Raw genomic sequence first — 20,883 nt, 5'->3', positions numbered from 1 at the left:
CCGGCCGCCCGCGTCTCCGGCCCGACGACCACCACCCTCCAAAGGAATGGGCTGCGCCCATGAGCACTCTCACCATCGACCACGTCTCGCGCTGGTTCGGCAACGTCGTCGCCGTCAACGACATCACCATGACCATCGGCCCCGGCGTGACCGGCCTGCTCGGCCCCAACGGCGCCGGAAAGTCCACCCTCATCAACATGATGGGCGGCTTCCTCGCGCCCTCCAACGGTTCGGTCACCCTCGACGGAACCATCATCTGGCGTCAGGCCGGCAGCTACCGCCACATCGGCGTCGTCCCGGAGCGCGAGGCGATGTACGACTTCCTCACGGGGCGCGAATTCGTCCTCGCCAACGCGGAGTTGCACGGCCTGGGCCGGGCGGAGGCCGCCAGGGCGCTGGCCACCGTCGAGATGGAGTACGCCCAGGACCGCAAGATCTCGACGTACAGCAAGGGCATGCGGCAGCGCGTGAAGATGGCCTCCGCGCTGGTCCACGACCCGTCCGTGCTGCTGCTCGACGAGCCGTTCAACGGCATGGACCCCCGCCAGCGGATGCAGCTGATGGAGCTGCTGCGGCAGATGGGCGACCAGGGCCGCACGGTCCTGTTCTCCTCGCACATCCTCGAAGAGGTCGAGCAACTCGCCTCGCACATCGAGGTGGTGGTGGCCGGGCGGCACGCCGCCTCCGGAGACTTCCGCAAGATCCGCCGGCTGATGACGGACCGCCCGCACCGCTATCTGGTCCGCTCCGACAACGACCGGGCGCTGGCCGGCGCGCTGATCGCCGACCCCTCGACGGCCGGCATCGAGGTGGACCTCGCCGAAGGCGCCCTGCGCGTCCAGGCGATCGACTTCGGCCGGTTCACCGAACTCCTCCCGCGGGTCGCCCGCGACCACGGCATCCGCCTCCTGACGGTCTCGCCCTCCGACGAGTCGCTGGAATCCGTCTTCTCCTACCTCGTAGCGGCCTGAGGCCTGAAAGGAGCCCTGACGCATGTCCACGACCACCCCGACGGCCCCGGCCGCGCCCCCCGGCGCGCCGAAGACGTCACTGTTCCACCCCACCGTCGCCCGGCTCACCTACCGCGCCCTGCTCGGCCGGCGCCGGGCCCTGATCCTCTTCGTGCTGCCCGCCCTGCTGGTGGTGCTCTCGGTGGCCGTCCGCGTGCTGGCCGGTGCCGACGACTCCACCGCCGGCGGCATCCTGGGCGGCTTCGCGCTGGGCACGATGGTCCCGCTGATCGGCGTCATCGCCGGTACGGGGGCGATCGGCCCGGAGATCGACGACGGCTCGGTGGTCTATCTCCTCTCCAAGCCGGTGTCCCGGTCGACGATCATCTTCACCAAACTCGGCGTCGCGATAGGCGTCACGGTCGCCTTCTCCGCCCTTCCCGTGCTGCTCGCCGGCTTCCTCCTCAACGGCAACAGCCAGCAGATGGCGGTCGGATACGCGGTGGCGGCGGCCGTCGCCTCGGTGGCCTACAGCGCCCTCTTCCTCCTCTTCGGCACGATCACCCGCCACGCCGTCGTGTTCGGCCTGGTCTACGCCCTGGTCTGGGAGGCGCTGGTGGGCAACCTCATCCCCGGCGCGAAGACGCTCAGCGTCCAGCAGTGGGCGCTGGCGGTCGGCCAGAAGGCCGCCGCGGAGGGCGCGATCACCTCCGATGTCCAGATGCCGCTCGCGATCGGCCTGTTGGTGGCCGTCACGGCCGCCGCCACCTGGTACGCCGCCCGCCGCCTGAAGGCGCTCACGCTGGCCGGCGAGGAGTAACGACGCCCGGGGCGCGGCGCGGCCGGACGGACCGAGGCGCGCCCGGCGGGGGAGCGAGGGCGTGGGAGCGAGGGCGTGGAGGCGGGCGCGAAGGGGAACCCCCTAAGCCCCGCCACCACCGCTTCCGCCCTTGCCGCTTCCCCCGCTTCCCGCGCCCTGCTGCCGGCTGTTGAACTCCCGGACGTTGCGCAGATGCTCCTGGTAGTCGGCGGTGAAGCGGGTGTCGCCCGGTTTGACGGTGACGAAGTAGAGCCAGTCGCCCGCGGGCGGCGCGCCGGCCGCCTTCAGCGCGTCGGCCCCGGGGTTGTCGATCGGCGTCGGCGGCAGCCCCGGGTACCGGTAGGTGTTGTACGGGTTCTTGGTCCTGGTGTCGGCGTGGCTGGTGTGCAGGGTGCTGCGGCCCAGCGCGTAGTTGATCGTCGAATCCATCTGCAGCGGCATGTGGTGCGCCAGCCGGTTGTCGATGACCCGGGCGACCTTGCCCATGTCGGCCGGCCGGTCCGCCTCGGCCTGCACGATGCTGGCGATGACGACCGTGCGGTAGGAGCCGATGCCGTCGGCGGTGAGCCGCTGCCGGGCCGTCTTGACCATGTAGGAGAGCAGCGACGCCGGGGTGGTGTCCGCGTCGATGGGGTAGGTCGCCGGGAAGAGGTAGCCCTCGGCGTTGCCCTTCGCCTCGGCCGGCAGCGCCAGATGCGCGCTCCTGGCGGCCTTCGCGGTGGTGCCCGCGGGCCGGTGCAGGGCCTTGTCGGCGGCCGCGTAGACCTGGGCGGCCCGCTGCCCCTCCGGGACGGTCAGTGTCTGCCCCGGCCGCAACCCGCGCAACAACCGCGGCAGCAGCAGCGCCGCAAGGACCACCAGGACACACAGCACCGCCACAAGAACGAGCCGGCCGGTGCGGGAGAGCCGCGGTCCTGGCCGGCGAACGGTGCGCTCAACATCGCTCATGGGGGCACGGTAGGCGAGACCACGGGGGCGCGAGGCGGCTGCTTCCCTGATCGTTGCCGACGGCGGAGATCATTCACCGGCTCGCCATCCACCGGCCACACGTTGCGGTGGCCCCGGCTCGTACGGGCGGCCGGTACCGGCCTTTGTGTGCGCCCGCTCCCGCTCCGTACGTGCGCGCGTCACGGAGCTGGGGAGCCGGGGCGACCAGGAGCCGGGCCGACTGCGGCCCCCGGCCGGCCCCGCGTCCCCTCACGCTCCCGGCCCCGTCTCCGCTACCGGCCGCCCGGCGCACCGATCCGCTGGTCCCGTCCCGCGCCCATGCCGACCAGGGACAGTCCGACGCAGACGGCGATCAGCAGCACGAGGGGAACGGTCCAGCCGTGGGTGGCCTGGTGGACGGCCCCCAGGACGAGGGGGCCGGCGGCGGCCAGGAGGTAGCCGCCGGTCTGGGCCATGCCGGAGAGGCGGGCGGCGGTGTGGGCATCGCCGGAGCGCAGCACCATCATCGTCAGGGCCAGCCCCAGCGCGCCGCCCTGCCCGACACCGAGGAGCGTCGCCCACAGCCAGGCACCAGCCACCGGAGCCAGCAGCAGGCCGACGACACCACAGGCCATCAGCCCGGACACGGCCACGGCCAGCAGCCGCTGACGCCGCATCCGCCCGGCGAGCATCGGCACGACGAACGAACCGGCCATCTGCACCAGTGTGCTGAACGCGAAGACCAGACCCGCCTCGCCCTTGCCCATGCCGTGGTCGGTGAAGATCGTCGGCATCCAGGCGATGGTCACGTACGCGATCAGCGACTGCGAGCCCATGAAGAGCGTGACCTGCCAGGCCAGCGGGGAACGGCTCAGCTTCGGACCGTCCTCGCCACTGTGCAGGGGCGTGGCCGCGGCCGCGCCATGGCGGGTGCCGCGCCGGGCGATGAGCGCCTGCGGAATCCAGACGACCGCGGCGACGGCGGCCAGCAGCGACCAGGAGACCAGTGCCCCCTGCCAGCTGCCGAGCGCACTCTCCAGCGGGACCGCGGACGCCGCCGAGACGGTGGCGCCCAGGATCATCGCGGTCGAGTACAGCGCGGTCATCCCCGCGGCCCGCTCCGGGAAGTCCCGCTTGATCAGGCCCGGCATCAGCACGTTCAGCAGGGCGATGGACGTGCCGACGACGGCGCATCCGACGAACAGCGCGACCACCGGCGGGGCGACCCGCAGCACGATGCCGCCGCACAGGGCCACCAGCGCCCCGCACAGCGCCGCCTCCGTGCCCCAGCGGCGGGCCAGCTTGGGCGCCGCGATCGAGCCGAGGCCCATGAAGATCAGCGGGATGGTCGTCACCAGACTGCTGGCCGTCGCGGTCAGCCCGAAGTGTTCGCCGATCTCGCCGAGCAAGGGTGAGACCCCGGCCAGCGCCGTCCGCATGTTGAGCGCGGCAAGGACGATCCCGGCCATGAGGAGGGCCGGGTGGGCCCGCAGCCGTCCGCGGGCCGCGGCGACCGGCGGTGCCGCGACCAGGTCCTCTTCGGCGTCGATCAGTGGTGCCGCGGAGTCGATCAAGGGTGCTTCGGACCTGGGCCCTGCCATACGTGCGTACCTCGCCAAGAGAAGAAACGGAAAGGGAGAGAAACGGAAGATGAGGAGACGGAACGAGCGGTGAAGAAAGCGCGGGAAGGAGTGGAAGGAGCGGAAAGGAACGGAGAGAAAAGGGAGTTCGCCGGTGAACCCGAGGGGACGCGGGGCGGGGCGGCACGGGAGCCGGTGCGGCCCCGGGCCTCAACGACCGGCCAGCAGGGACTCCACGGCCTGCTTCGGCTTCTCCAGTACGTCGCGGATGCTCCGTGCGGCCGCCTCCGGGTCGCCCGCCGCGATCGCCTCCAGGACCGCGACATGATCGCCGTGCACGACCTTCGGCATCGCCCGGTCGCCGAGATAGCCGACCAGCGCCTCCCGTACGGAGCTGCTGAACCAGCCGTAGGTCGCCGTCAGCGCGGTGTTGTGCGCGGCCTCGACGACGGCCCGGTGGAAGGCGACGTCATGATCGGCGTAGAGCTCCAGGCTGCCGGAGGCGGGCTGTCCCTCCGCGTCCGCCAGCGCGGCCTGGGCGTCCAGGGCCGCCCGCATCCGCTCCAGGTCGGCGGGCTCGTGGCGCAGCGCGGCCAGCCGGGCGGCCTCCGCCTCCAGGGCGATGCGCAGCTCCAGTACGTCGCGGATACCGGCCCGTTGGACGCCGCGCATGATGTCGCCCGGGTCCGTGGTGGAGACCACGAAGGTGCCCTCGCCCTGCCGCGAGCGCAGCATCCCGGCGTGGACGAGCACCCGCACCGCCTCGCGGACGGTGTTGCGGCCGACCTGGAGCTGCTCGGCGAGCGCGTGCTCGGTGGGGATGCGGGACCCCACCGGCCACTCCCCGGCCGTCAGCTGGGACCGCAGGGCATCGACCACGGTGTCCACGAGGGAGCGCCGTCCCGCCGCCTGCAGTGCCATGTCCGACGCGCCTTCCTTCTTGCCCGGTCATCCTACAACTGATGCCTTCATCGTACACGGAAGTCGAGAGGGCGCGGGACGCGGGGAAACGGCCGGGGCGGGGGGCGCAGAGAAAGCGGGAGAACGGCGGGGCGAGGGACGCAGAGACGCCGGGAAACGGCGGCCGCGGGCCCGCAGGCTCATCCGGCCCCGCCCGTCTCACAGCCCCTCGGCCCCGCGCCCCCGCGCCCCCGCCCGTCTCACAGCCCGATGTCCCGCTCCTGGATGTCCGCGAGGGATTCGCGCCGTACGAGGAGGCGGGCCCGTCCTCCGGTCACGGCGACGACCGGCGGCCGGCCGACGAGGTTGTAGCCGGAGGCCATGGAGAGGTGGTACGCGCCGGCGACGGGGACGGCCAGCAGGTCGCCGGGGCGCACGTCACCGGGCAACGGGACGTCCGCGGCGAGCACATCGCCGGCCTCGCAGTGCCGTCCGACCACGGTGACCGGCTCCGGCGCGGCGGCCGGGCGGCGGCCGATCAGCCGCGGCGCGTAGCGCACCCCGTACAGCGCGGGCCGCGGGTTGTCGCTCATCCCGCCGTCCACCGCCACGAAGGTGTGCGCGCCGGTCCGTTTGGCCGACAGCACCCGGTAGAGGACGACACCCGCCGGGCCCACGATGGCGCGGCCGGGTTCGACGGTCAGCCGGGGCACGGGCAGTCCGGCCGCCGCGCAGCCGCGGGCCAGTTCGGCGCGGATGCGGTGGGCGAGCGAGGCCAGGTCGAGCGCGGGCTCACCGGGGCGGTAGGCGATGCCGTGGCCGCCCCCGAGGTCCAGCTCGGGCAGGGTGAGCCCGTGCTGCTCGTGAATCCGGGCCAGCAGCCCTATCAGCCGCCGTACGGCCGACAGATAGGGCTTGACGGTGGTGATCTGCGAGCCCAAGTGGCAGTGCAGGCCGACGAGTTCGAGGCGCGGCTGGCCCAGCACCCGCGTGATGGCGTGCTGGGCGGAGCCGTCGGTGAGGGACAGCCCGAACTTCTGGTCGTCGGTCCCCGTACGGATCTTGGCGTGGCCGCCGGCGGCGATGCCCGGCACCACCCGGACGAGCACCTTCTGCCGGCTGCCCGCGGGGACCGCCGCGGCCAGCCGGGCGATCTCCGAGGTGCTGTCGATGACGATCCGGCCGACGCCGAGCCGCAGCGCGGCCTCCAGATCGGCCGGGCTCTTGGCGTTGCCGTGCAGCACGATCCGTCCGGGCGGGAACCCGCTGGTGACGGCCAACTCCAGCTCGCCGGCGGAGCAGACGTCCAGGCCGAGTCCCTCCTCCCGCACCCAGTGCGCCATCGCGCGGCACAGGAACGCCTTGGCCGCGTAGCAGACGTCGGCACCGGGGAAAGCCCGGAGATAGGCGCGGCAGCGGTCGCGCACCTCGGCCTCGTCCAGGACGTAGGCGGGGGTGCCGAAGCGGGCGGCGACCTCGGTGAGCGGCACGCCCGCCACCGCGAGATCGTCGTCGCCGACCGCCGCCGCGGACCCGGGCCAGACGGACAGCGGACCGGTGCGGGACGGCGGCGCGGCGGCGGGCGGTGACGGAGCGGCGGCCGGCGACGCGACCGGAGAAGGCGGCGCGGCGGCGGTCGTCCCCATGGCAGCGGTGGCCATGCCGCCGGCCGCCGAGGCAGCCGCCGCCACGAGGGCGGTCGGTGAGGCCGGTGAGGGGGCGCCCGGTCCGGGGGCGGTCCGGGGCAGGGCTCGATGGTTCATGACGGTGGCTCCTCCCTCAGCCGGCCCGTAGGCGCTCACCGGCGACGGCCCGTAGGCGTGGGACGCCGGGAGCGCCCGGGGCGAACCGCGGATCGACGGTCAGGACCCGCGCTCCGACGGGTTCGGCCAGCGCACGCAGCGCGGGCTCGGAGAGCCTGATCCAGGGCTGGTCGCCGCCGAGGGCCGCGACCAGCCGCGGCAGCGAGGTGAAGCCGACGGCGGTACGGCCGCCGAGCGGGGTGCGGAACAGGCGGGCCGTGCAGCCCGCGGGGCCCGACCGGACAGGGACGAAGTAGAGCCCGGCCGGGACACGATCGGCAGGTTCGGGATCTTCCGCGTACAGAAGGTGGGACACGGCGTTGCTCCTCGCACGGGACCACGGCCCCGGACCGGTGGGAAACGCGTACGCCGGGGCTCGGCCCTGACGCTATTCCCGGGAAGCGGGGGACCCGGACGGTCCCTGACGCGTCATTGACGGGTTGTGGGCGCTACTTGACGCGATGCTGCTGCCCGGTGGCCGACGGTGCGGCGGTGGTCACGCCGGGGCGCGGCCGGGCTCGGCCTCGACGCCGTCGCCCTCCCCGCCCTCGACCGCGCCGCCCCGGTGGTGCACCGCGGCCCGCTGAGCCGGATCCTGCCGACCGCCCAGAACCTCGCCCTCCGTCCCGTCGCCGCCGCCCAGGCACGCCGTGACCGTCTCGGCGAACGCCACCGCCGCCGGGCTCAGCGCCTCCCACTGGCGTACCGCCCAGCCGGTCGCCAGTGGGGGCAGCGCGGCGATCGGGACCAGCCGCAGCGCCGGATGGGCGGCGGCGTGCAGGCCCGGCAGCCGGGGGACGACCGCGGGGCCGACGCCGAGTTCGGCGAGCAGCAGGGCGGTGTCCCAGTCGGCGACGCTGGTGGTGCTCGGCGGCGGCACGGGGCCGGCTTCCCGGTGGCCGAGGTGGCCGTCGAGGCGCATACGGGAGGTGGAGTTCTCCGGCAGCCGGATGTGCCGGATACCGGCCAGCTCCCCGGGCTCGATCCGCTCCCGCTCGGCCAGCGGGTCATCGGCGCGTACGGCGAGCACCCAGGGCAGCCGGACCACCGGATGCTGCTCGATGCCGCGCACCGGCGGGCCGAGGGTGATCCAGGCCAGCTCGGAGCTGCCGTCCGCGACCGCCTCGAAGCAGCGGCGGCTGGAACTCTCCGTCTGGAACTCCAGGTTGACCCGCGGATGGCGGGCGCGGAAGGCGACCACCGCGCCGGCCATGAAGTGCCGGACGGTCGTGGCGCCGGTGGTCACCCGCACCGTCCCGCCGTCCCCCGCGCGCAGGTCGGCCAGCCGGCGCAGCGCCAGGTCCAGGCCGTCGATGCCGTCCGAGGCGGCACGGTGCAGGATGCGGCCCGCCTGGGTCGGCGCCACCCCGCGCGGCCTGCGCTCCAACAGGCCGATGCCCGCCTCCCGTTCGAGGCGCCTGACGCGCTGGCTCACGGCCGACTGGGTGCATCCGAGGTCCCGGGCGACGGCACTGAGACTGCCCGCCTCGCACACGGCCACGAAGACGCGCAGATCATCGAGGGTCACCCGCGTACGGTAGCCGCCAACCCAAGCCGTTGCTAAGGGATTTGGAAGAAAACCCGAGGATTGACTTGGGTGTACGGACACCGCGAAGATCGTCGCAGGGCCCAGGGCGGCAACCCGGAACCACACACGGCCGTACGGTTCCGGGTGCCGACCCGCGCCGACCCGGCCACCCCGCGCGGAGCAGCCCGGCCGCGCGCCGCCGCGCCGCCCGTCCTCCCAGCCGCCGTACTCCCCGCGGGACAAACCGGCACACGCTAGCCTCGAATGGTGACAACAGACGGGATGTCCGGCGAGGAGGTGCGGGGGAGAGCCACCGGCCACCCCGGCCATGGTTCCCGCGCGCCCGGTTTCGACGCCCCCGGCCCCCGCCCGTGAAGCCCCTGATGCAGCCGCCCCCCGGCGGCCGCGGCCCGTCCCCCGGCAGCCCCGTGGCCCGGGTGAGGGACTGGGTGCGCAGCAGCCCGGGGACGCACATCTGGCTGCTGGTCATCGGGATCACCAGCCTGGTGATCGCGTCCGCGTCCGAGGGGCTGGGGCAGTTCCTGGTCCACCGGACCAGTAGCAACATCCACGAGCTGAACGAGCATCCGCTGCCGTCGCTGCTGATCAGCGGATTCTGGATCGAGCGGCCCGGGTCCTTCGTGCTCTACGCGGTGCTGTTCGAGCTGGTGCACGCCAACGTGGAGCGCTGGCTGGGCAGCGGGCGCTGGCTGCTGACCGTCGGCGGCGCGCACATCGCCGCGACCCTCGCCAGCCAGGAGCTGGTCCTGCTGGCCATCGAGGGGCATCGGCTGCCGCGCTCGATGACCCATGTCGTGGACATCGGGGTCTCCTACGGGCTGGCCGCGGCCGCCGGTGTGCTGACGTACCGGCTGCGGCCGCCCTGGCGCTACGGCTACCTCTGCGGGCTGCTGGTCTTCTTCGCCGTCCCGCTGCTGACCGGGGCTTCGTTCACCGACTTCGGCCACGCCATCGCCCTGGTCATGGGCTTCGCGGCCTGGCCGCTGACCCCGGCGGCGGCCGCCGGGGAGCTACGGGACCACGACGGGCGGCCGACGACGGGCGGGGACCGCGCGCAGCCGCCCCCGGATCCGGAGCCGGACCCGGGGAGCCGTCAGGAGCGGTAGAGGCGCTCCAGCACGACCGCGACGCCGTCGTCCTCGTTGGAGGCGGTGATTTCGTGCGCGACAGCCTTCAGTTCGTCATGGGCGTTGGCCATCGCCACGCTGTGGGCGGCCCAGGCGAACATCGGGATGTCGTTGGGCATGTCGCCGAAGGCCACGGTGTCCTTGGCGGTGACGCCCAGCCGGCGGGCGGCCAGCGACAGGCCGGTGGCCTTCGACAGGCCCAGCGGCAGCAGTTCGACGATGCCCTCGCCGGCCACCGTCACGCCCACCAGGTCCCCGGCGACCTGACGCGCGGCCAGCGCCAGCGCGTCGTCGTCCAGGGTCGGGTGCTGGATGTAGACCTTGTTGAGCGGGGCCGCCCACAGCTCGCCGGGGTCGTCCATCAGGACGTTCGGCAGCGGGCCCTCCTGGACGCGGTAGCCGGGCCCGACCAGCACCTCGCCCTCCAGGCCGTCCCGGCTCGCCGCCAGGTGCAGCGGGCCGACCTCCGCCTCGATCTTGGCCAGCGCGAGACCGGCCAGCTGGCGGTCGAGCGTGACCGAGGTCAGCAGGCGGTGCTCACCGGCGTGGTAGACCTGGCCGCCCTGGCCGCACACCGCGAGGCCCTGGTACCCCAGGGAGTCGAGGATGTGCCGGGTCCAGGGCACGGCCCGGCCGGTGACGACGATGTGTGCCGCGCCCGCCGCGGTGGCCGCGGCGAGCGCCTGGCGGGTGCGCTCGGAGACGGTCTCGTCGTGGCGCAGCAGCGTCCCGTCGAGATCCGTCGCGATGAGCTTGTACGGCAGCGGAGCAGGTGCGCTCACTTGGCGACGGGCTCCAGGATCTCGCGGCCGCCCAGGTAGGGGCGGAGCACCTCGGGGACGCGCACGGAGCCGTCCGCCTGCTGGTGGTTCTCGAAGATCGCCACGATGGTGCGCGGGACGGCGCAGAGCGTGCCGTTGAGGGTCGCCAGCGGCCGGACCTTCTGCTTGCCCTCGACGGTCTCGCGCATCCGCACGGACAGCCGCCGCGCCTGGAACTCGTCACAGTTCGAGGCCGAGGTCAGCTCGCGGTACTTGCCCTGGGTGGGGATCCACGCCTCGCAGTCGAACTTGCGGGAGGCCGAGGCGCCGAGGTCGCCGGTGGCGACGTCGATGACCTGGAACGGCAGCTCCAGGCCGGTCAGCCACTGCTTCTCCCAGTCCAGCAGCCGCTGGTGCTCGGCCTGGGCGTCCTCCGGCGCGACGTAGGAGAACATCTCCACCTTGTCGAACTGGTGGACCCGGAAGATGCCGCGGGTGTCCTTGCCGTAGGTGCCGGCCTCGCGGCGGAAGCACGGGGAGAAACCGGCGTAGCGCAGCGGCAGCTTGGCGCCGTCCACGATCTCGTCCATGTGGTACGCGGCGAGCGGGACCTCGGAGGTGCCGACCAGGTAGTAGTCGTCCTTCTCCAGGTGGTAGACGTTCTCCGCGGCCTGGCCGAGGAAGCCGGTGCCCTCCATGGCGCGCGGGCGCACCAGGGCGGGGGTCAGCATCGGCGTGAAACCAGCCGCGGTGGCCTGCGCGATGGCGGCGTTGACCAGCGCGAGCTCCAGCAGCGCGCCGATGCCCGTGAGGTAGTAGAAGCGGGAGCCGGACACCTTGGCGCCGCGCTCGACGTCGATGGCGCCGAGCAGTTCGCCGATCTCCAGGTGGTCCTTGGGCTCGAAGCCCTCGGCGCCGAAGTCGCGGATCGTGCCGTGCGTCTCCAGGACGCTGAAGTCCTCCTCGCCGCCGACGGGGACGTCGGGGTGGACGAGGTTGCCGAGCTTCTGCAGCAGCGCCTGCGTCTCGTCCTTGGCCTCGTCCTGCGCGGCGTCGGCGGCCTTGACGGCGGCGGCCAGCTCACCGGCCTTCTTCAGCAGCACGGCCTTCTCGTCGCCGGCGGCCTTGGGGATGAGCTTGCCGAGCGCCTTCTGCTCGGCGCGCAGCTCGTCGAAGCGGACGCTGGACGTCCTGCGCCGCTCGTCGGCGGAGAGAAGCGCGTCGACGAGTGCGACGTCCTCTCCACGGGCGCGCTGGGACGCGCGCACACGGTCGGGGTCCTCACGGAGCAGGCGAAGGTCAATCACCCCACCAGGCTACCGGGCCCCGCCCGGCCCCTCGACGCGATATTCCCCGGCATGTCATTTTGCCCGTTTTGAACCGTTTATTCCCCTGGGGGCGGGAGAGGGAAAGGCAGGGGAATTCTCGTCCATTCCGGTGCCGCGGGGTGGTCGGGAAGGAGCCCCCGGGCGCGTTCGCCGGGCGGCTTAGCGGCCGGCGGCGGAGGTCTTCGCGGCGTCCGTCACGAGATCTTCGCCGTGTCCGTGAGGGGGCTTTCGCGGCCGGGGCGCCGGGTGATCCACGGTGTGGAAAGCGGGAGTTGGGCGGGCTCCGTGGCGGCCCTCGGGGCTCCGGTTATCCCCGGGGAACCCCTGGTTGTCCACAGGGGGCGAGGGTTTCAGGATTGTTATCCACAGGCTGTGTGTGAGATCTGTGGAAGTCGGAGCAGATCATTCCGCTCCCGAAATGCTCGGCTATGGATTCCCTGTCCAAACCCCGTTCACGCACTCTTTCGTGTGGGATTACCTCGCTCTAAAGGATTGATCGCGTGAATTGTGCTGACGGTGTCCGACGTGGGGCACTGTGGAGGGGTGTGCGGTCAGTAGGGCGATATGTCGACTCTGTCCGATTCCCGTGTCGACTTACCCACAGGTCGAGAACCGGGCCTGTGGATAACTTTGTGGATAACCCACAGCCCTTCCAAAGCCGCAGGTCGTGCTGTTCCGCAGGGTCCGCCGACGGGCCCGCGGAACGCCGGTGTCCGGCTCAGCCCCGCCCGTCCATGCAGCGCGCCAGCCAGTCCGACGCCTCGGTGAACGCGGCGTCCGTCATCGTCCGGCGCACGGCCGGCGGCACCTCGTCGGCGCGCGGGTAGGAGCCGAGGAACCGCACCTCGCGGCAGATCCGCTTGAGGCCCATCAGCACATCGCCGACCCGGCGGTCGGTGACATGCCCCTCGCAGTCCACGGAGAAGCAGTAGCGGCCGATGCCCTCGCCGGTCGGCCGGGACTCGATCCGCATCATGTTCACCCCGCGCACCGCGTACTCCTGCAGCAGTTCGAGGAGCGCGCCGGGGTGGTCCTCGGCCAGCCACAGCACGACCGAGGTCTTGTCGGCACCGGTGGGCGACGCGGGCCGGGCCGGGCGGCCCACCAGCACGAAGCGGGTGGCCGCGTTCTGCGCGTCATGGATGTCGGTGACCAGCGGCTCCAGCCCGTAGGTGGCCGCCGCGAACTCGCCGGCGAAGGCGCCGTCGTAGCGGCCCTCCTGCACCAGCCGCGCGCCGTCGGCGTTCGAGGCCGCCGACTCCCACACCGCCTCCGGGAGTTGGGCCGCCAGCCACTTGCGCACCTGGGGCTGGGCGACGGGGTGCCCGGTCACCGTCTTCACGCCGCCGAGCGGGGTGCCGGGGCGCACCAGCAGCGCGAAGGCGATCGGCAGCAGCACCTCGCGGTAGATCATCAGCGGCTCGCCGGAGGCGAGTTCGTCGAGGGTGGTGGTCACCCCGCCCTCGACGGAGTTCTCGATCGGCACCAGCGCGGCGGCGGCCTCACCGGCCCGCACCGCGTCCAGCGCGGCCGGCACCGACACCATCGGCACCAGCTCGCGGGGCGCCGCCTCGGGAAGGGTGCGCAGCGCGGCCTCCGTGAACGTGCCCGCGGGGCCGAGATAGGTATAGCGGCTGGCCGACATGGATGAGGACTCCCTCGCGTGACTGCGGGGGCACCCCGCCGATCTTCTCCCTGTCCTGCCACGATACCCAGCCCCGTGGAGCCCGGGGCGGGTCTGCCCCACCGCCCCCCTTCCGGGGCCGTGGGCCGGGGCGTCAGCCCTCCAGCAGCGGCCGGCCCACGTAGTCGCCCGGCTCGGCGGCCGGGGGCACCGCGTACAGCCCGCTCGCCTCGTGCCGCAGGAACGGCGACAGCGCGTCGCCGCGGTCCAGCTTCCGCTGGATCTGGGTGAAGGCGCGCAGCGGGTCGGCCTGCCAGCAGACGAAGAGCAGCCCGGCGTCCGGGGCGCCGTCCTCCCGGAACCCGTCGTGGAAGGAGAACGGGCGGCGCAGCATCGCCGCGCCCTGGTTGGACTCCGGCGCCGCGATCCGCGCGTGCGCGTTGGCCGGGATGACCGGCAGCCCGTCGGGGCCGCTGGCGTCCAGCCGCATCGGGGTGGTCTCGGAACCGCCGGTCAGCGGGGCGCCGTTGTCCTTGCGGCGCCCTATGACCCGCTCCTGTTCGTGCCGGGAGCGCTTTTCCCAGTCGTCCAGCAGCATCCGGATGCGGCGCACCACGGCGTACGAGCCGCCGCGCATCCACTCCTGCCCGGCGTCCTGCCCCACGAAGATCCGCTGGTCGAAGTCCTGGTCCGACGGCTTGGGGTTGTTGGTGCCGTCGATCTGGCCCATCAGGTTGCGTGCCGTCATCGGGCGCGCGGTGGCGCCCGGCGTGCGGTTGAAGCCGTTCATCTGCCAGCGCAGCCGCGCGGCGCCCGCCGCGTCCTTCTGCAGCGCGCGCAGGGCGTGGAAGGCGACCAGCGCGTCGTCGGCGCCGATCTGTATCCACAGGTCGCCGTTGCTGCGCCCGGGATCCAGCGCGTCGGCCGAGAAGTCCGGCAGCGGGTCGAGCTCTACGGGGCGGCGCTTCGTCAGGCCCGTACGGCCGAAGAAGCTGTGGCCGAAGCCGAAGGTGACGGTCAGCGAGGACGGGCCCGCGTCGAGCGCGACCCCCGTGTCGGCGTCCGGGGTCCGCCCGGCCATCAGCTCCTCGGCCGTCCGCGACCAGCGGCGCAGCAGCGCGGCTGCCGTCTTGCGGTCCGCGTCCGGCGCCAGGTCGAAGGCGACGAGATGCCCCGTGGCCTGCAACGGGGTGGTGATCCCCGCCTGCTGCCCGGCGCGCGCCGTCCGGAAGGGGACCTCGGTCGCGCCGATGCTGGTCACGGCCTTGGCGGCGTCCTCGGGGCCGGACCGCGCCACGGAGACGCCGAGGGCGCCGCCGGCCCCGCCGGCGACCAGCCCGGCCGCGCCCGCCGCGCCGACGGTGCCGAGCAGCCGGCGGCGGGAGAGCTCCAGGGAGGGGGCGCCGTCGGCCGCGGGCGCCGGGGCGGGCACGGCCGCCGTGCCGCCCTGACCGGCGGACCGGGCGCCCGGGGCCTTCTTCCCGGGCGCCTTCTTGCTGGACGTCTGCTCGCTCATCAGCCGATCTTCACGTTCTTGAACTCGGTCACCTGGTCGATGTCGGAGGTCCGGACGAGCAGCGAGAGCTGCCACTGCCCGGGGACCGGCAGCTGGACGCCGTCCGCGCGCCAGTGTCCCTTGCCGACGTGCTTCGGGACGACGGGCAGCGGCCCGATCTTCCGGGACTTCTGGGTGAAGGAGACCTTCACCTCGGGCACGTCGACCGCCTTGCCCGACGCGTCCGAGATCCGCAGCCGCAGCGCGTTGGCGCTGCCGCTGCGCCCCGGGTCGAGGTCGAGGCGGGCGGTGCCCTTGCCGCCCGGCCCGCCGGTGTCGAACGGGAGGGTCAGCACCTGCGGCTGGTTGGCCGCGGTGGACCGCCCGCCCGAGGTGGCCTTGACCGCCTCTTCCGTACGGGCCGGCTCGGTGGCGGTCAGCACCGTGGTCACCACCAGCAGGACGGCGGCGACCGACGCCTCGGCCAGCACGGACCGGCGCAGGCCCAGCCGCTCCGGATCGCCGTCGCGCTCCCGCTTGACCCGCGCGGTGCGCAACGCGGCCTGCTGGCGGGCGAGTTGGGCGGCGCGGGCGGGGTCGGGGGCCTCGTCCGGGGTCCTGTCCGCCGCCCGGTCCGGCGTTCCGTCCGGGCCGGACGCCGCGCCGGCCGTGGCCGGGGCGCCGACGGCCGCCTTCTCCGCCTCCCGGTCCTCGTCCGCCCGCGCGTCCCCGACGCCCTCGGTCTCCTCGTCCGCCGGGGCCCGCCCCTCCTGGACGGCGGACGACCGGTCCCCGGCCGCCCGCGCCTCCGTCAGCCGCCCGGTCCACCGCCGCGACACCCAGGCGAGCCCGACGAGCACCACGACCAGGCCCACCTTGAGCAGCAGCAGCCGGCCGTACGCGGTGTCGGTCAGCGCGCGCCAGCTGCCGACCTGCCGCCACGACTGGTAGACGCCGGTGGCCACCAGCACCAGCACGGAGCCGAACGCGATCCGCGAGAAGCGGCGTACGGCGGCCCGCTCGACGGGCGGGCCCCAGTACAGGGACACCAGCAGCGCCGTCAGCCCGCCGAGCCAGGTGGCGACCGCGAGCAGGTGCAGCACGTCGACCGGCATCGCGACGGCGGACTGCAGACCGGTCGAGGCGTGTTCGGCCAGCGCCCAGGTCGCGGCGAGCCCGGTGCCGACGACCACCCCGCCGCCCGCGAGCCCGAAGGTGAGGTCCCGGTGCCGCCGGGCGCGTTCGGCGGGGTCCTCGACCGCTTCCCCGGCCCCGTCCGCGTCCTGCTCCCCGTCGTCCGTGTCCTTCGCCGGCTCCTGCAGCCGCGCGTACGTCCCGAAGAGCACCGCCACGAACAGCGCCGCCGCGGCGAGCAGCAGCAGCCGGGCGATCAGTGCCGCGCCCGGCTTGGTGACCAGGACCTGCTGGAGGCCGGCGAGGTCGAAGACGTCGGCGAGGTCGCCGGACCCGGTGTAGGGGGTGCGCAGCAGCAGCATGGCGACGGTGGTGCCGGTCAGCAGCGCCCACCCCTGGACGACCAGCCGTTGCACGGACCGGACGAGCGACGCGGCGGGCCGGCAGGCCAGCACGAACGCGGAGCCGCCGACGAGCAGTACGAACCCGGCGTAGGCGAGGTAGCGGGCGACCCCGTAGAGCGCCCCGACCAGGCCGCCGCCGGCCTGCTGCTGGGACACCGCCGCGCTGGTCTTCGAGGGCGCGCCCACCGAGAAGGTGAAGGCGCCGGAGACGGGGTGGCTGTCGGCGGAGACCGCCTGCCAGGAGACGGTGTACGTGCCGTCGCCGAGCCCCGGCGGCAGCCCCGCGCCGTATTTGACGACGCTGTCGCTGCACAGGTTGCGCAGCTTGCCGCGGTCCACCCGTTTGCCCTGCGGATCCAGCACCCGGATCGAGTCGTCGCCCATCGCGACGCCCTCGGAGAAGGTGAGCGCCACCTGCTCGGGGGCGTGGTCCACCACCGAGCCCTGTGCCGGGGTGCTCCCGGTCAGCGCGGCGTGCGCCGAGGCCGGGGCGGCGCCGCCGAGCCCGCCGATCAGCGCGCCGGCCAGCGCCACCGCGACGACCAGCAGGCGCAGCACGGCGGACCGTCGCGGCCCGAGCCCGGTGGTGACCATAGTGATCGCTCCCCTTACTCCCGTTGTCCGTTGTCCCTGGAGCCGGTGCGGTGCGTCGCCGGCCCCCTGTTACTTCTTCGGCGCGTAGGTGGCGGCCTTCACCGGGACCGTGACCTTGACCGGCTCGGCGGTGGCGAAGTGCAGTTCGAGGGTCACCGTGTCGCCCTCGGCCGGCTTCTTCTTCAGCCCCATGAACATCAGGTGGTTGCCGCCGCGGCTGAGCCGGAGCTCGCCGCCCGCCGGTATCGCCATCGAGTCGACCTGCTCCATCTTGGTGCCGACCGTCTTGTGGAGCGTGATGTCCTTCGACAGGTCGCTGGTGACCGAGGTGAGCTTGTCCGCGCTGCCACCGCTGTTCTCGACGGTGAAGTACGCGCCGGCCATGTTCCGGTCGACGGGCTGCGGCATGTACGGGCCGGCGACCTTGAGCCGCGGTGCGCCGTCCGCGCCACCGCAGCCGGCCAGCGCGAGAGAGGCGGTGAGGGCGAGGGCGGCGGCGAGGGTGGTGCGGCGGTTCACGGGTTCTGCCCCTTGACGATCTTCGGAAGTGCCTTGGTGTAGTTGTCGGAGGTCGCCTCCTGCATGCCCATCCAGTGGATCCTGTCGTCCTTGGGGGAGCTCAGCAGAACCTGCGCGCCGTGGGTGGAGACGACATCGCCGTTCTTCTTCTTGACCGGCTTCTCGATGCCGATGTTGACGCTGCGCGCACCGGCCTGGATGGTGTCGAACTTGCCGGTCAGGCCCGTGAAGTCCTTGTCGATGCCGCCGAGCCACTTCTTGAGCGCGGCCGGGGTGTCCCGCTCCGGGTCGGAGGTGACGAAGACGACCCGCAGGTCCTTGCGTTCGGCCGCCGGCAGCTGCTTCACCGCGACCGCGATGTTGGCCATCGTCAGCGGGCAGACGTCCGGGCAGTTGGTGTAGCCGAAGTAGATCAGCGTGGGGTGGCCCTTGGTCCTCTCCAGCAGGTCGTACTTCTTGCCGCTGGTGTCGGTCAGGACGAGGTCGGGCTTCTCGATGGGGCTGTCGAGGGTGACGATCGGCTTGGCGGTGGTGCCGCCGGAGACCGCGGCGGCGGGCTTGCCGTCGTCGTCGTTGCAGGCGGTCAGGCTGAAAGCCGCGGCCGCCGCGAGGGCGGACGCGAGCAGGGTCCTTCTGTGCATTGCAGATAAATCCCGTGTCTTGGTATCCCGTTTGTCCGGGAATGAGGTGGGTGGGCCGGCGCGGGTCGGACGCCGGCCCCGCCGGTGATCAGGCGCTGCGGCGCCGGCCGGCGAACACGCCGAAGCCGACTCCGATGACGCCGACGACGATGCCGGTGGCGCCCAGGACGCGCGCCGTGGTGTCACTGGCGGACGCGTCCGAGGCGGCGGCCGTGTTCTTCATGCCGGTGGTGGCACCGCTCTTGTCGTCCGCGCCGGCGGCGCCGTGGCCGTCCTCCTCGGCCGGGCCGAGCTCAAGGACCGGCGCCGGGTTCTCCGGCTCCGGGGCGCCCTTCTTCGTCGGCTCGATCCAGCGCACGACCTCCTTGTCGTCGTACGTCTGGAGGGCCTTGAAGACGACCTGGTCGGCGTCCTTGGGCAGCTGGCCGACGGAGACCGGGAACTGCTGGAACTGGCCGGGCTCCACGCCCTTGCCGTCAGCGGTCCAGGTGATCTTCGAGGGCGCCTCGGTGATCTTCTCGCCCTCCATCTCGATCGGCTTGGCGAGCTTGGCCTTGGTGACCGAGACCTTCCAGCCGGGCACCGGCTGCGGCATCACGGACGCCAGCGGGTGGTCGGTGGGCAGCGTGACCTCGAGCTTCACCGTCGAGGCGTCGTCCTTCTCGTTGGGCACCTTGAAGTTGACGGTCGCGAAGCCGCCCTTGGCGGCCGGGCCCGAGGGCTGCACGCTGACGTGCGCGAAGGCCGGGCCGGCCAGCAGCAGCACACTGCCGGCCGCGGCGGCCCCCACGAGCGGCAGCCGCCGGGCGAGCCGGCGCCGGGACGACACGTCCGACTGCTGCTGCGACTTCGCCAACTTCGAATTCTTCGACATCGGAAAACACTCCACAGGGAGGGGAAGGTGCGGGTGACGGTTCGGTGGCGCACGTGCGAGACGGCGCGTGAGCCCGCACACCCTCCCCGTGCCACCAGGGCACGGAAGGGGCCCCCAGGTGGGAGCGTGCTTCGCGTCGTCAGGCCGCGAGGGCCAGGGAGGCCAGGGAGGGGGGCCCTCGCCTGGTCACACTGTGGTGGAGTGCGAGGTTCTTCGGGCCGGGTTTGTCATCCCCGTACGAAACGGGGGCGCGCAGCGCCTTGTCGTGCGCCGCTTTCAGGCCCGTGAGCAGGGCACGAACCAGGGCGAGTGCCCCGCGCACCGTGCCGATCAGCGCCTGCACCGCGAGTTCGTACGCCGGGGCCGACAGCCGGACCAGCCGCCACAGGGCCGCCTCGCCCCGCCGCAGCAGCCAGCCCACCGCGAGCGCGGCCAGCAGGTGCCCCAGCAGCATGGGCAGCGACGGCAGCAGGCCGTGCGTCATCGCGGGGTCGGCGGCGCTCGCGCCACCGGCCGTGCCGGGGCCTGCCGGAGGGGCGATCCCGGCGGCGGAGGCCGCGTCGAAGCCGCCCGAGCCGAGGATCCGGCGCGCCGCGGCGCCGTCCATCCGGCCGCCGCCGAGCCCGCAGCTCACATGCCGGGCGAGGGTGACCGCCGCCCGGTCCGAGAGCCCGCCGTCACCGGACCCGCCGCCCCCGCCGCGCGCCATGGCGGGCATCGGGAGCTGGCTCCAGGCGAACAGGGCGTGCAGGGCGAGCTGCCCCACGGCGAGACCTGCGGCGATGCCCGGCAGCGAGCGTTCCCGCCCGGCCAGCGGCGCCGCGACCGCGAACACCACGGCCACCGCGAGAACCGGCGCCCACCACGGGACGGCGGCGCACGAGGCGGCGATGTGGGCGCCCGTGGACAACGCGACACAGACCGCGGTGAAGACCGCGGCCCTCGACAGCCGGAGATCGGCGGCTGCGCGCGCTGTGGAGGCGGGCGGTGGAGTCATGGCCGCGCCATCATCCCACTGGCCGGGCGGGCGACCTACGGCAGGGCGCGCCGGGAGGTCGCCCCGCCCGGTGTCCAGGGAGGCCACAGGGGCGCGCGGCAGCGCATGGACGGCGCTTCGCCTACACCGATGCGCTCGCTGTTCGCATCCGCCGAATGAGCGGTATCACGTCCCGGACATGCTTACGGACCTTGGGGCGCGGCAATAGGTATCGATATGTCGAGCCGCGGCCAGGAGGCTGGAGCGATGAGCATCTGGTGGTCACTCCATTTGCGGCGCGAGGCTGCGAGCGTGCCGCTGGCCCGTCGTCTGCTGCTGGGCACGATGGAGACGGCGGGCGTCGACCCGGACATCTGTTACGACCTCGCGGTGGCCCTCTCCGAGGCCTGCGCGAACGCCGTCGAGCACGGCGGCGACACCACCGAGGACTACCGCGTCACGGCCTACATCGACGGCGACACCTGCCGCATCGAGGTCACCGACTCGGGCCCGGGCTTCCGCCGCCGCCCCGCGTCCGCCGCCCCGCCCCATAGCGCGGACCGCGCCCACCCGCCGGCCCCCGTGCCCACCCCCGCACAGGCTCCCGCCTATGCCGAGGACGGCCGGGGGCTCTTTCTGATCGAGGCGCTCACCGACCACGTCCACTACCGCGACCGCACGGGCCGTCCCGGCGCGGTCGTCAGCTTCGACAAGATCCTCAAGTGGCGGGAGGGCGCGGCGCTGCCGATGGCGTCCTGACCGGCCGGGCGGGGGCCGGCGGGCCTCCCGGCCGGCCGGCACCACAGCGGAGGGGAACCGGAGCGGTGGCATCCGAGGCCGCGCTCCCCGGGGTCCCGGACCGCCCGGGCGCCATGACC

General features: G+C 73.4%; 19 protein-coding genes. 4 read left to right on the top strand and 15 right to left on the bottom strand.

The window, feature by feature from the left end; all coding sequences use genetic code 11:
* Positions 1-59 precede the first annotated feature (59 nt).
* On the top strand, positions 60-971 hold the full coding sequence (locus K7396_RS17535) for an ABC transporter ATP-binding protein (RefSeq protein WP_086716062.1): 912 nt from the start codon (positions 60-62) through the stop codon (positions 969-971).
* A gap of 79 nt (positions 972-1,050) precedes the next feature.
* Positions 1,051-1,770 carry an ABC transporter permease subunit gene (locus K7396_RS17530; protein ID WP_167392706.1) on the top strand — a complete coding sequence of 240 codons (720 nt, stop codon included), beginning with the start codon at positions 1,051-1,053 and terminating at the stop codon, positions 1,768-1,770.
* A 102-nt stretch (positions 1,771-1,872) separates the two neighbouring features.
* On the opposite strand, the gene mltG is transcribed toward K7396_RS17530, so the two are convergent.
* The 6 genes from mltG to K7396_RS17500 form a co-directional block, all read right to left on the bottom strand.
* Positions 1,873-2,718 (bottom strand): endolytic transglycosylase MltG, encoded by an 846-nt coding sequence (gene mltG / locus K7396_RS17525; protein ID WP_086716066.1) that lies wholly within the window; start codon positions 2,716-2,718, stop codon positions 1,873-1,875.
* Between the two features lie 272 nt (positions 2,719-2,990).
* Positions 2,991-4,298: a CynX/NimT family MFS transporter gene (locus K7396_RS17520; RefSeq protein WP_086716068.1), complete on the bottom strand. Its 1,308-nt coding sequence runs from the start codon at positions 4,296-4,298 to the stop codon at positions 2,991-2,993.
* A gap of 189 nt (positions 4,299-4,487) precedes the next feature.
* A complete protein-coding gene (locus tag K7396_RS17515) occupies positions 4,488-5,198 on the bottom strand; it encodes a FadR/GntR family transcriptional regulator (RefSeq protein WP_086716070.1) in 711 nt (236 codons plus the stop codon).
* Between the two features lie 239 nt (positions 5,199-5,437).
* Positions 5,438-6,823, bottom strand: coding sequence for a diaminopimelate decarboxylase (gene lysA / locus K7396_RS17510; RefSeq protein WP_152104656.1), 1,386 nt, complete (start codon positions 6,821-6,823; stop codon positions 5,438-5,440).
* A gap of 133 nt (positions 6,824-6,956) precedes the next feature.
* Entirely contained in the window at positions 6,957-7,295 is a 339-nt protein-coding gene (locus tag K7396_RS17505; protein ID WP_086721352.1) for an SAV_915 family protein, read from the bottom strand.
* Positions 7,296-7,475: 180 nt separating this feature from the next.
* A complete protein-coding gene (locus tag K7396_RS17500) occupies positions 7,476-8,507 on the bottom strand; it encodes a LysR family transcriptional regulator (protein ID WP_223660053.1) in 1,032 nt (343 codons plus the stop codon).
* A gap of 383 nt (positions 8,508-8,890) precedes the next feature.
* On the opposite strand from K7396_RS17500, the gene K7396_RS17495 reads away from it, so the two are divergent.
* Entirely contained in the window at positions 8,891-9,634 is a 744-nt protein-coding gene (locus K7396_RS17495) for a rhomboid-like protein (protein WP_152104605.1), read from the top strand.
* Here the strand turns inward: K7396_RS17495 and K7396_RS17490 are convergent.
* The 9 genes from K7396_RS17490 to K7396_RS17450 form a co-directional block, all read right to left on the bottom strand.
* A complete protein-coding gene (locus K7396_RS17490) occupies positions 9,622-10,437 on the bottom strand; it encodes an HAD family hydrolase (RefSeq protein ID WP_086717651.1) in 816 nt (271 codons plus the stop codon). The genes K7396_RS17495 and K7396_RS17490 overlap by 13 nt on opposite strands.
* Entirely contained in the window at positions 10,434-11,723 is a 1,290-nt protein-coding gene (gene serS, locus K7396_RS17485) for a serine--tRNA ligase (protein ID WP_086717649.1), read from the bottom strand. Before serS ends, K7396_RS17490 begins: the two co-directional genes overlap by 4 nt.
* A gap of 739 nt (positions 11,724-12,462) precedes the next feature.
* Positions 12,463-13,389 (bottom strand): prephenate dehydratase, encoded by a 927-nt coding sequence (gene pheA, locus K7396_RS17480; protein WP_086717646.1) that lies wholly within the window; start codon positions 13,387-13,389, stop codon positions 12,463-12,465.
* 133 nt (positions 13,390-13,522) lie between these two features.
* Positions 13,523-14,884, bottom strand: coding sequence for an iron uptake transporter deferrochelatase/peroxidase subunit (gene efeB / locus K7396_RS17475; protein ID WP_167392748.1), 1,362 nt, complete (start codon positions 14,882-14,884; stop codon positions 13,523-13,525).
* The gene (locus K7396_RS17470) at positions 14,884-16,995 is read right to left on the bottom strand and encodes a copper resistance CopC/CopD family protein (RefSeq protein WP_086717645.1); all 2,112 of its coding nucleotides are present in this window, start codon (positions 16,993-16,995) and stop codon (positions 14,884-14,886) included. Before K7396_RS17470 ends, efeB begins: the two co-directional genes overlap by 1 nt.
* Before the next feature lie 69 nt (positions 16,996-17,064).
* Positions 17,065-17,514 carry a copper chaperone PCu(A)C gene (locus K7396_RS17465; RefSeq protein WP_086717643.1) on the bottom strand — a complete coding sequence of 150 codons (450 nt, stop codon included), beginning with the start codon at positions 17,512-17,514 and terminating at the stop codon, positions 17,065-17,067.
* Positions 17,511-18,155 carry an SCO family protein gene (locus tag K7396_RS17460; RefSeq protein ID WP_086717641.1) on the bottom strand — a complete coding sequence of 215 codons (645 nt, stop codon included), beginning with the start codon at positions 18,153-18,155 and terminating at the stop codon, positions 17,511-17,513. Before K7396_RS17460 ends, K7396_RS17465 begins: the two co-directional genes overlap by 4 nt.
* Positions 18,156-18,243: 88 nt before the next feature.
* Positions 18,244-19,029: a YcnI family copper-binding membrane protein gene (locus tag K7396_RS17455; protein ID WP_086717639.1), complete on the bottom strand. Its 786-nt coding sequence runs from the start codon at positions 19,027-19,029 to the stop codon at positions 18,244-18,246.
* Between the two features lie 139 nt (positions 19,030-19,168).
* Entirely contained in the window at positions 19,169-20,026 is an 858-nt protein-coding gene (locus tag K7396_RS17450) for a hypothetical protein (RefSeq protein WP_152104606.1), read from the bottom strand.
* Between the two features lie 246 nt (positions 20,027-20,272).
* Here K7396_RS17450 and K7396_RS17445 point away from each other — a divergent pair, with 246 nt between their 5' ends.
* The gene (locus tag K7396_RS17445; protein WP_152104607.1) at positions 20,273-20,764 is read left to right on the top strand and encodes an ATP-binding protein; all 492 of its coding nucleotides are present in this window, start codon (positions 20,273-20,275) and stop codon (positions 20,762-20,764) included.
* The last annotated feature ends 119 nt before the right edge of the window (positions 20,765-20,883 follow it).

The sequence above is a fragment of the Streptomyces angustmyceticus genome (genome assembly GCF_019933235.1).
GTDB lineage: Bacteria > Actinomycetota > Actinomycetes > Streptomycetales > Streptomycetaceae > Streptomyces > Streptomyces angustmyceticus.
The sequence above is the reverse complement of the archived record's forward strand: the minus strand, read 5'-3'. Positions and strand labels throughout refer to the sequence as shown.

Excerpts from the sequence above, each read along its gene's own strand:
- K7396_RS17495 (WP_152104605.1), top strand. The coding sequence starts at position 8,891 with ATGCAGCCGCCCCCCGGCGGCCGCGGCCCGTCCCCCGGCAGCCCCGTG.
- efeB (WP_167392748.1), bottom strand. The coding sequence starts at position 14,884 with ATGAGCGAGCAGACGTCCAGCAAGAAGGCGCCCGGGAAGAAGGCCCCG.
- K7396_RS17455 (WP_086717639.1), bottom strand. The coding sequence starts at position 19,029 with ATGTCGAAGAATTCGAAGTTGGCGAAGTCGCAGCAGCAGTCGGACGTG.
- lysA (WP_152104656.1), bottom strand. The coding sequence starts at position 6,823 with ATGGGGACGACCGCCGCCGCGCCGCCTTCTCCGGTCGCGTCGCCGGCC.
- K7396_RS17470 (WP_086717645.1), bottom strand. The coding sequence starts at position 16,995 with ATGGTCACCACCGGGCTCGGGCCGCGACGGTCCGCCGTGCTGCGCCTG.
- K7396_RS17445 (WP_152104607.1), top strand. The coding sequence starts at position 20,273 with ATGAGCATCTGGTGGTCACTCCATTTGCGGCGCGAGGCTGCGAGCGTG.
- K7396_RS17460 (WP_086717641.1), bottom strand. The coding sequence starts at position 18,155 with ATGCACAGAAGGACCCTGCTCGCGTCCGCCCTCGCGGCGGCCGCGGCT.
- K7396_RS17515 (WP_086716070.1), bottom strand. The coding sequence starts at position 5,198 with ATGGCACTGCAGGCGGCGGGACGGCGCTCCCTCGTGGACACCGTGGTC.
- K7396_RS17520 (WP_086716068.1), bottom strand. The coding sequence starts at position 4,298 with ATGGCAGGGCCCAGGTCCGAAGCACCCTTGATCGACTCCGCGGCACCA.
- pheA (WP_086717646.1), bottom strand. The coding sequence starts at position 13,389 with ATGTCGGCCAGCCGCTATACCTATCTCGGCCCCGCGGGCACGTTCACG.
- K7396_RS17450 (WP_152104606.1), bottom strand. The coding sequence starts at position 20,026 with ATGACTCCACCGCCCGCCTCCACAGCGCGCGCAGCCGCCGATCTCCGG.
- mltG (WP_086716066.1), bottom strand. The coding sequence starts at position 2,718 with ATGAGCGATGTTGAGCGCACCGTTCGCCGGCCAGGACCGCGGCTCTCC.
- K7396_RS17535 (WP_086716062.1), top strand. The coding sequence starts at position 60 with ATGAGCACTCTCACCATCGACCACGTCTCGCGCTGGTTCGGCAACGTC.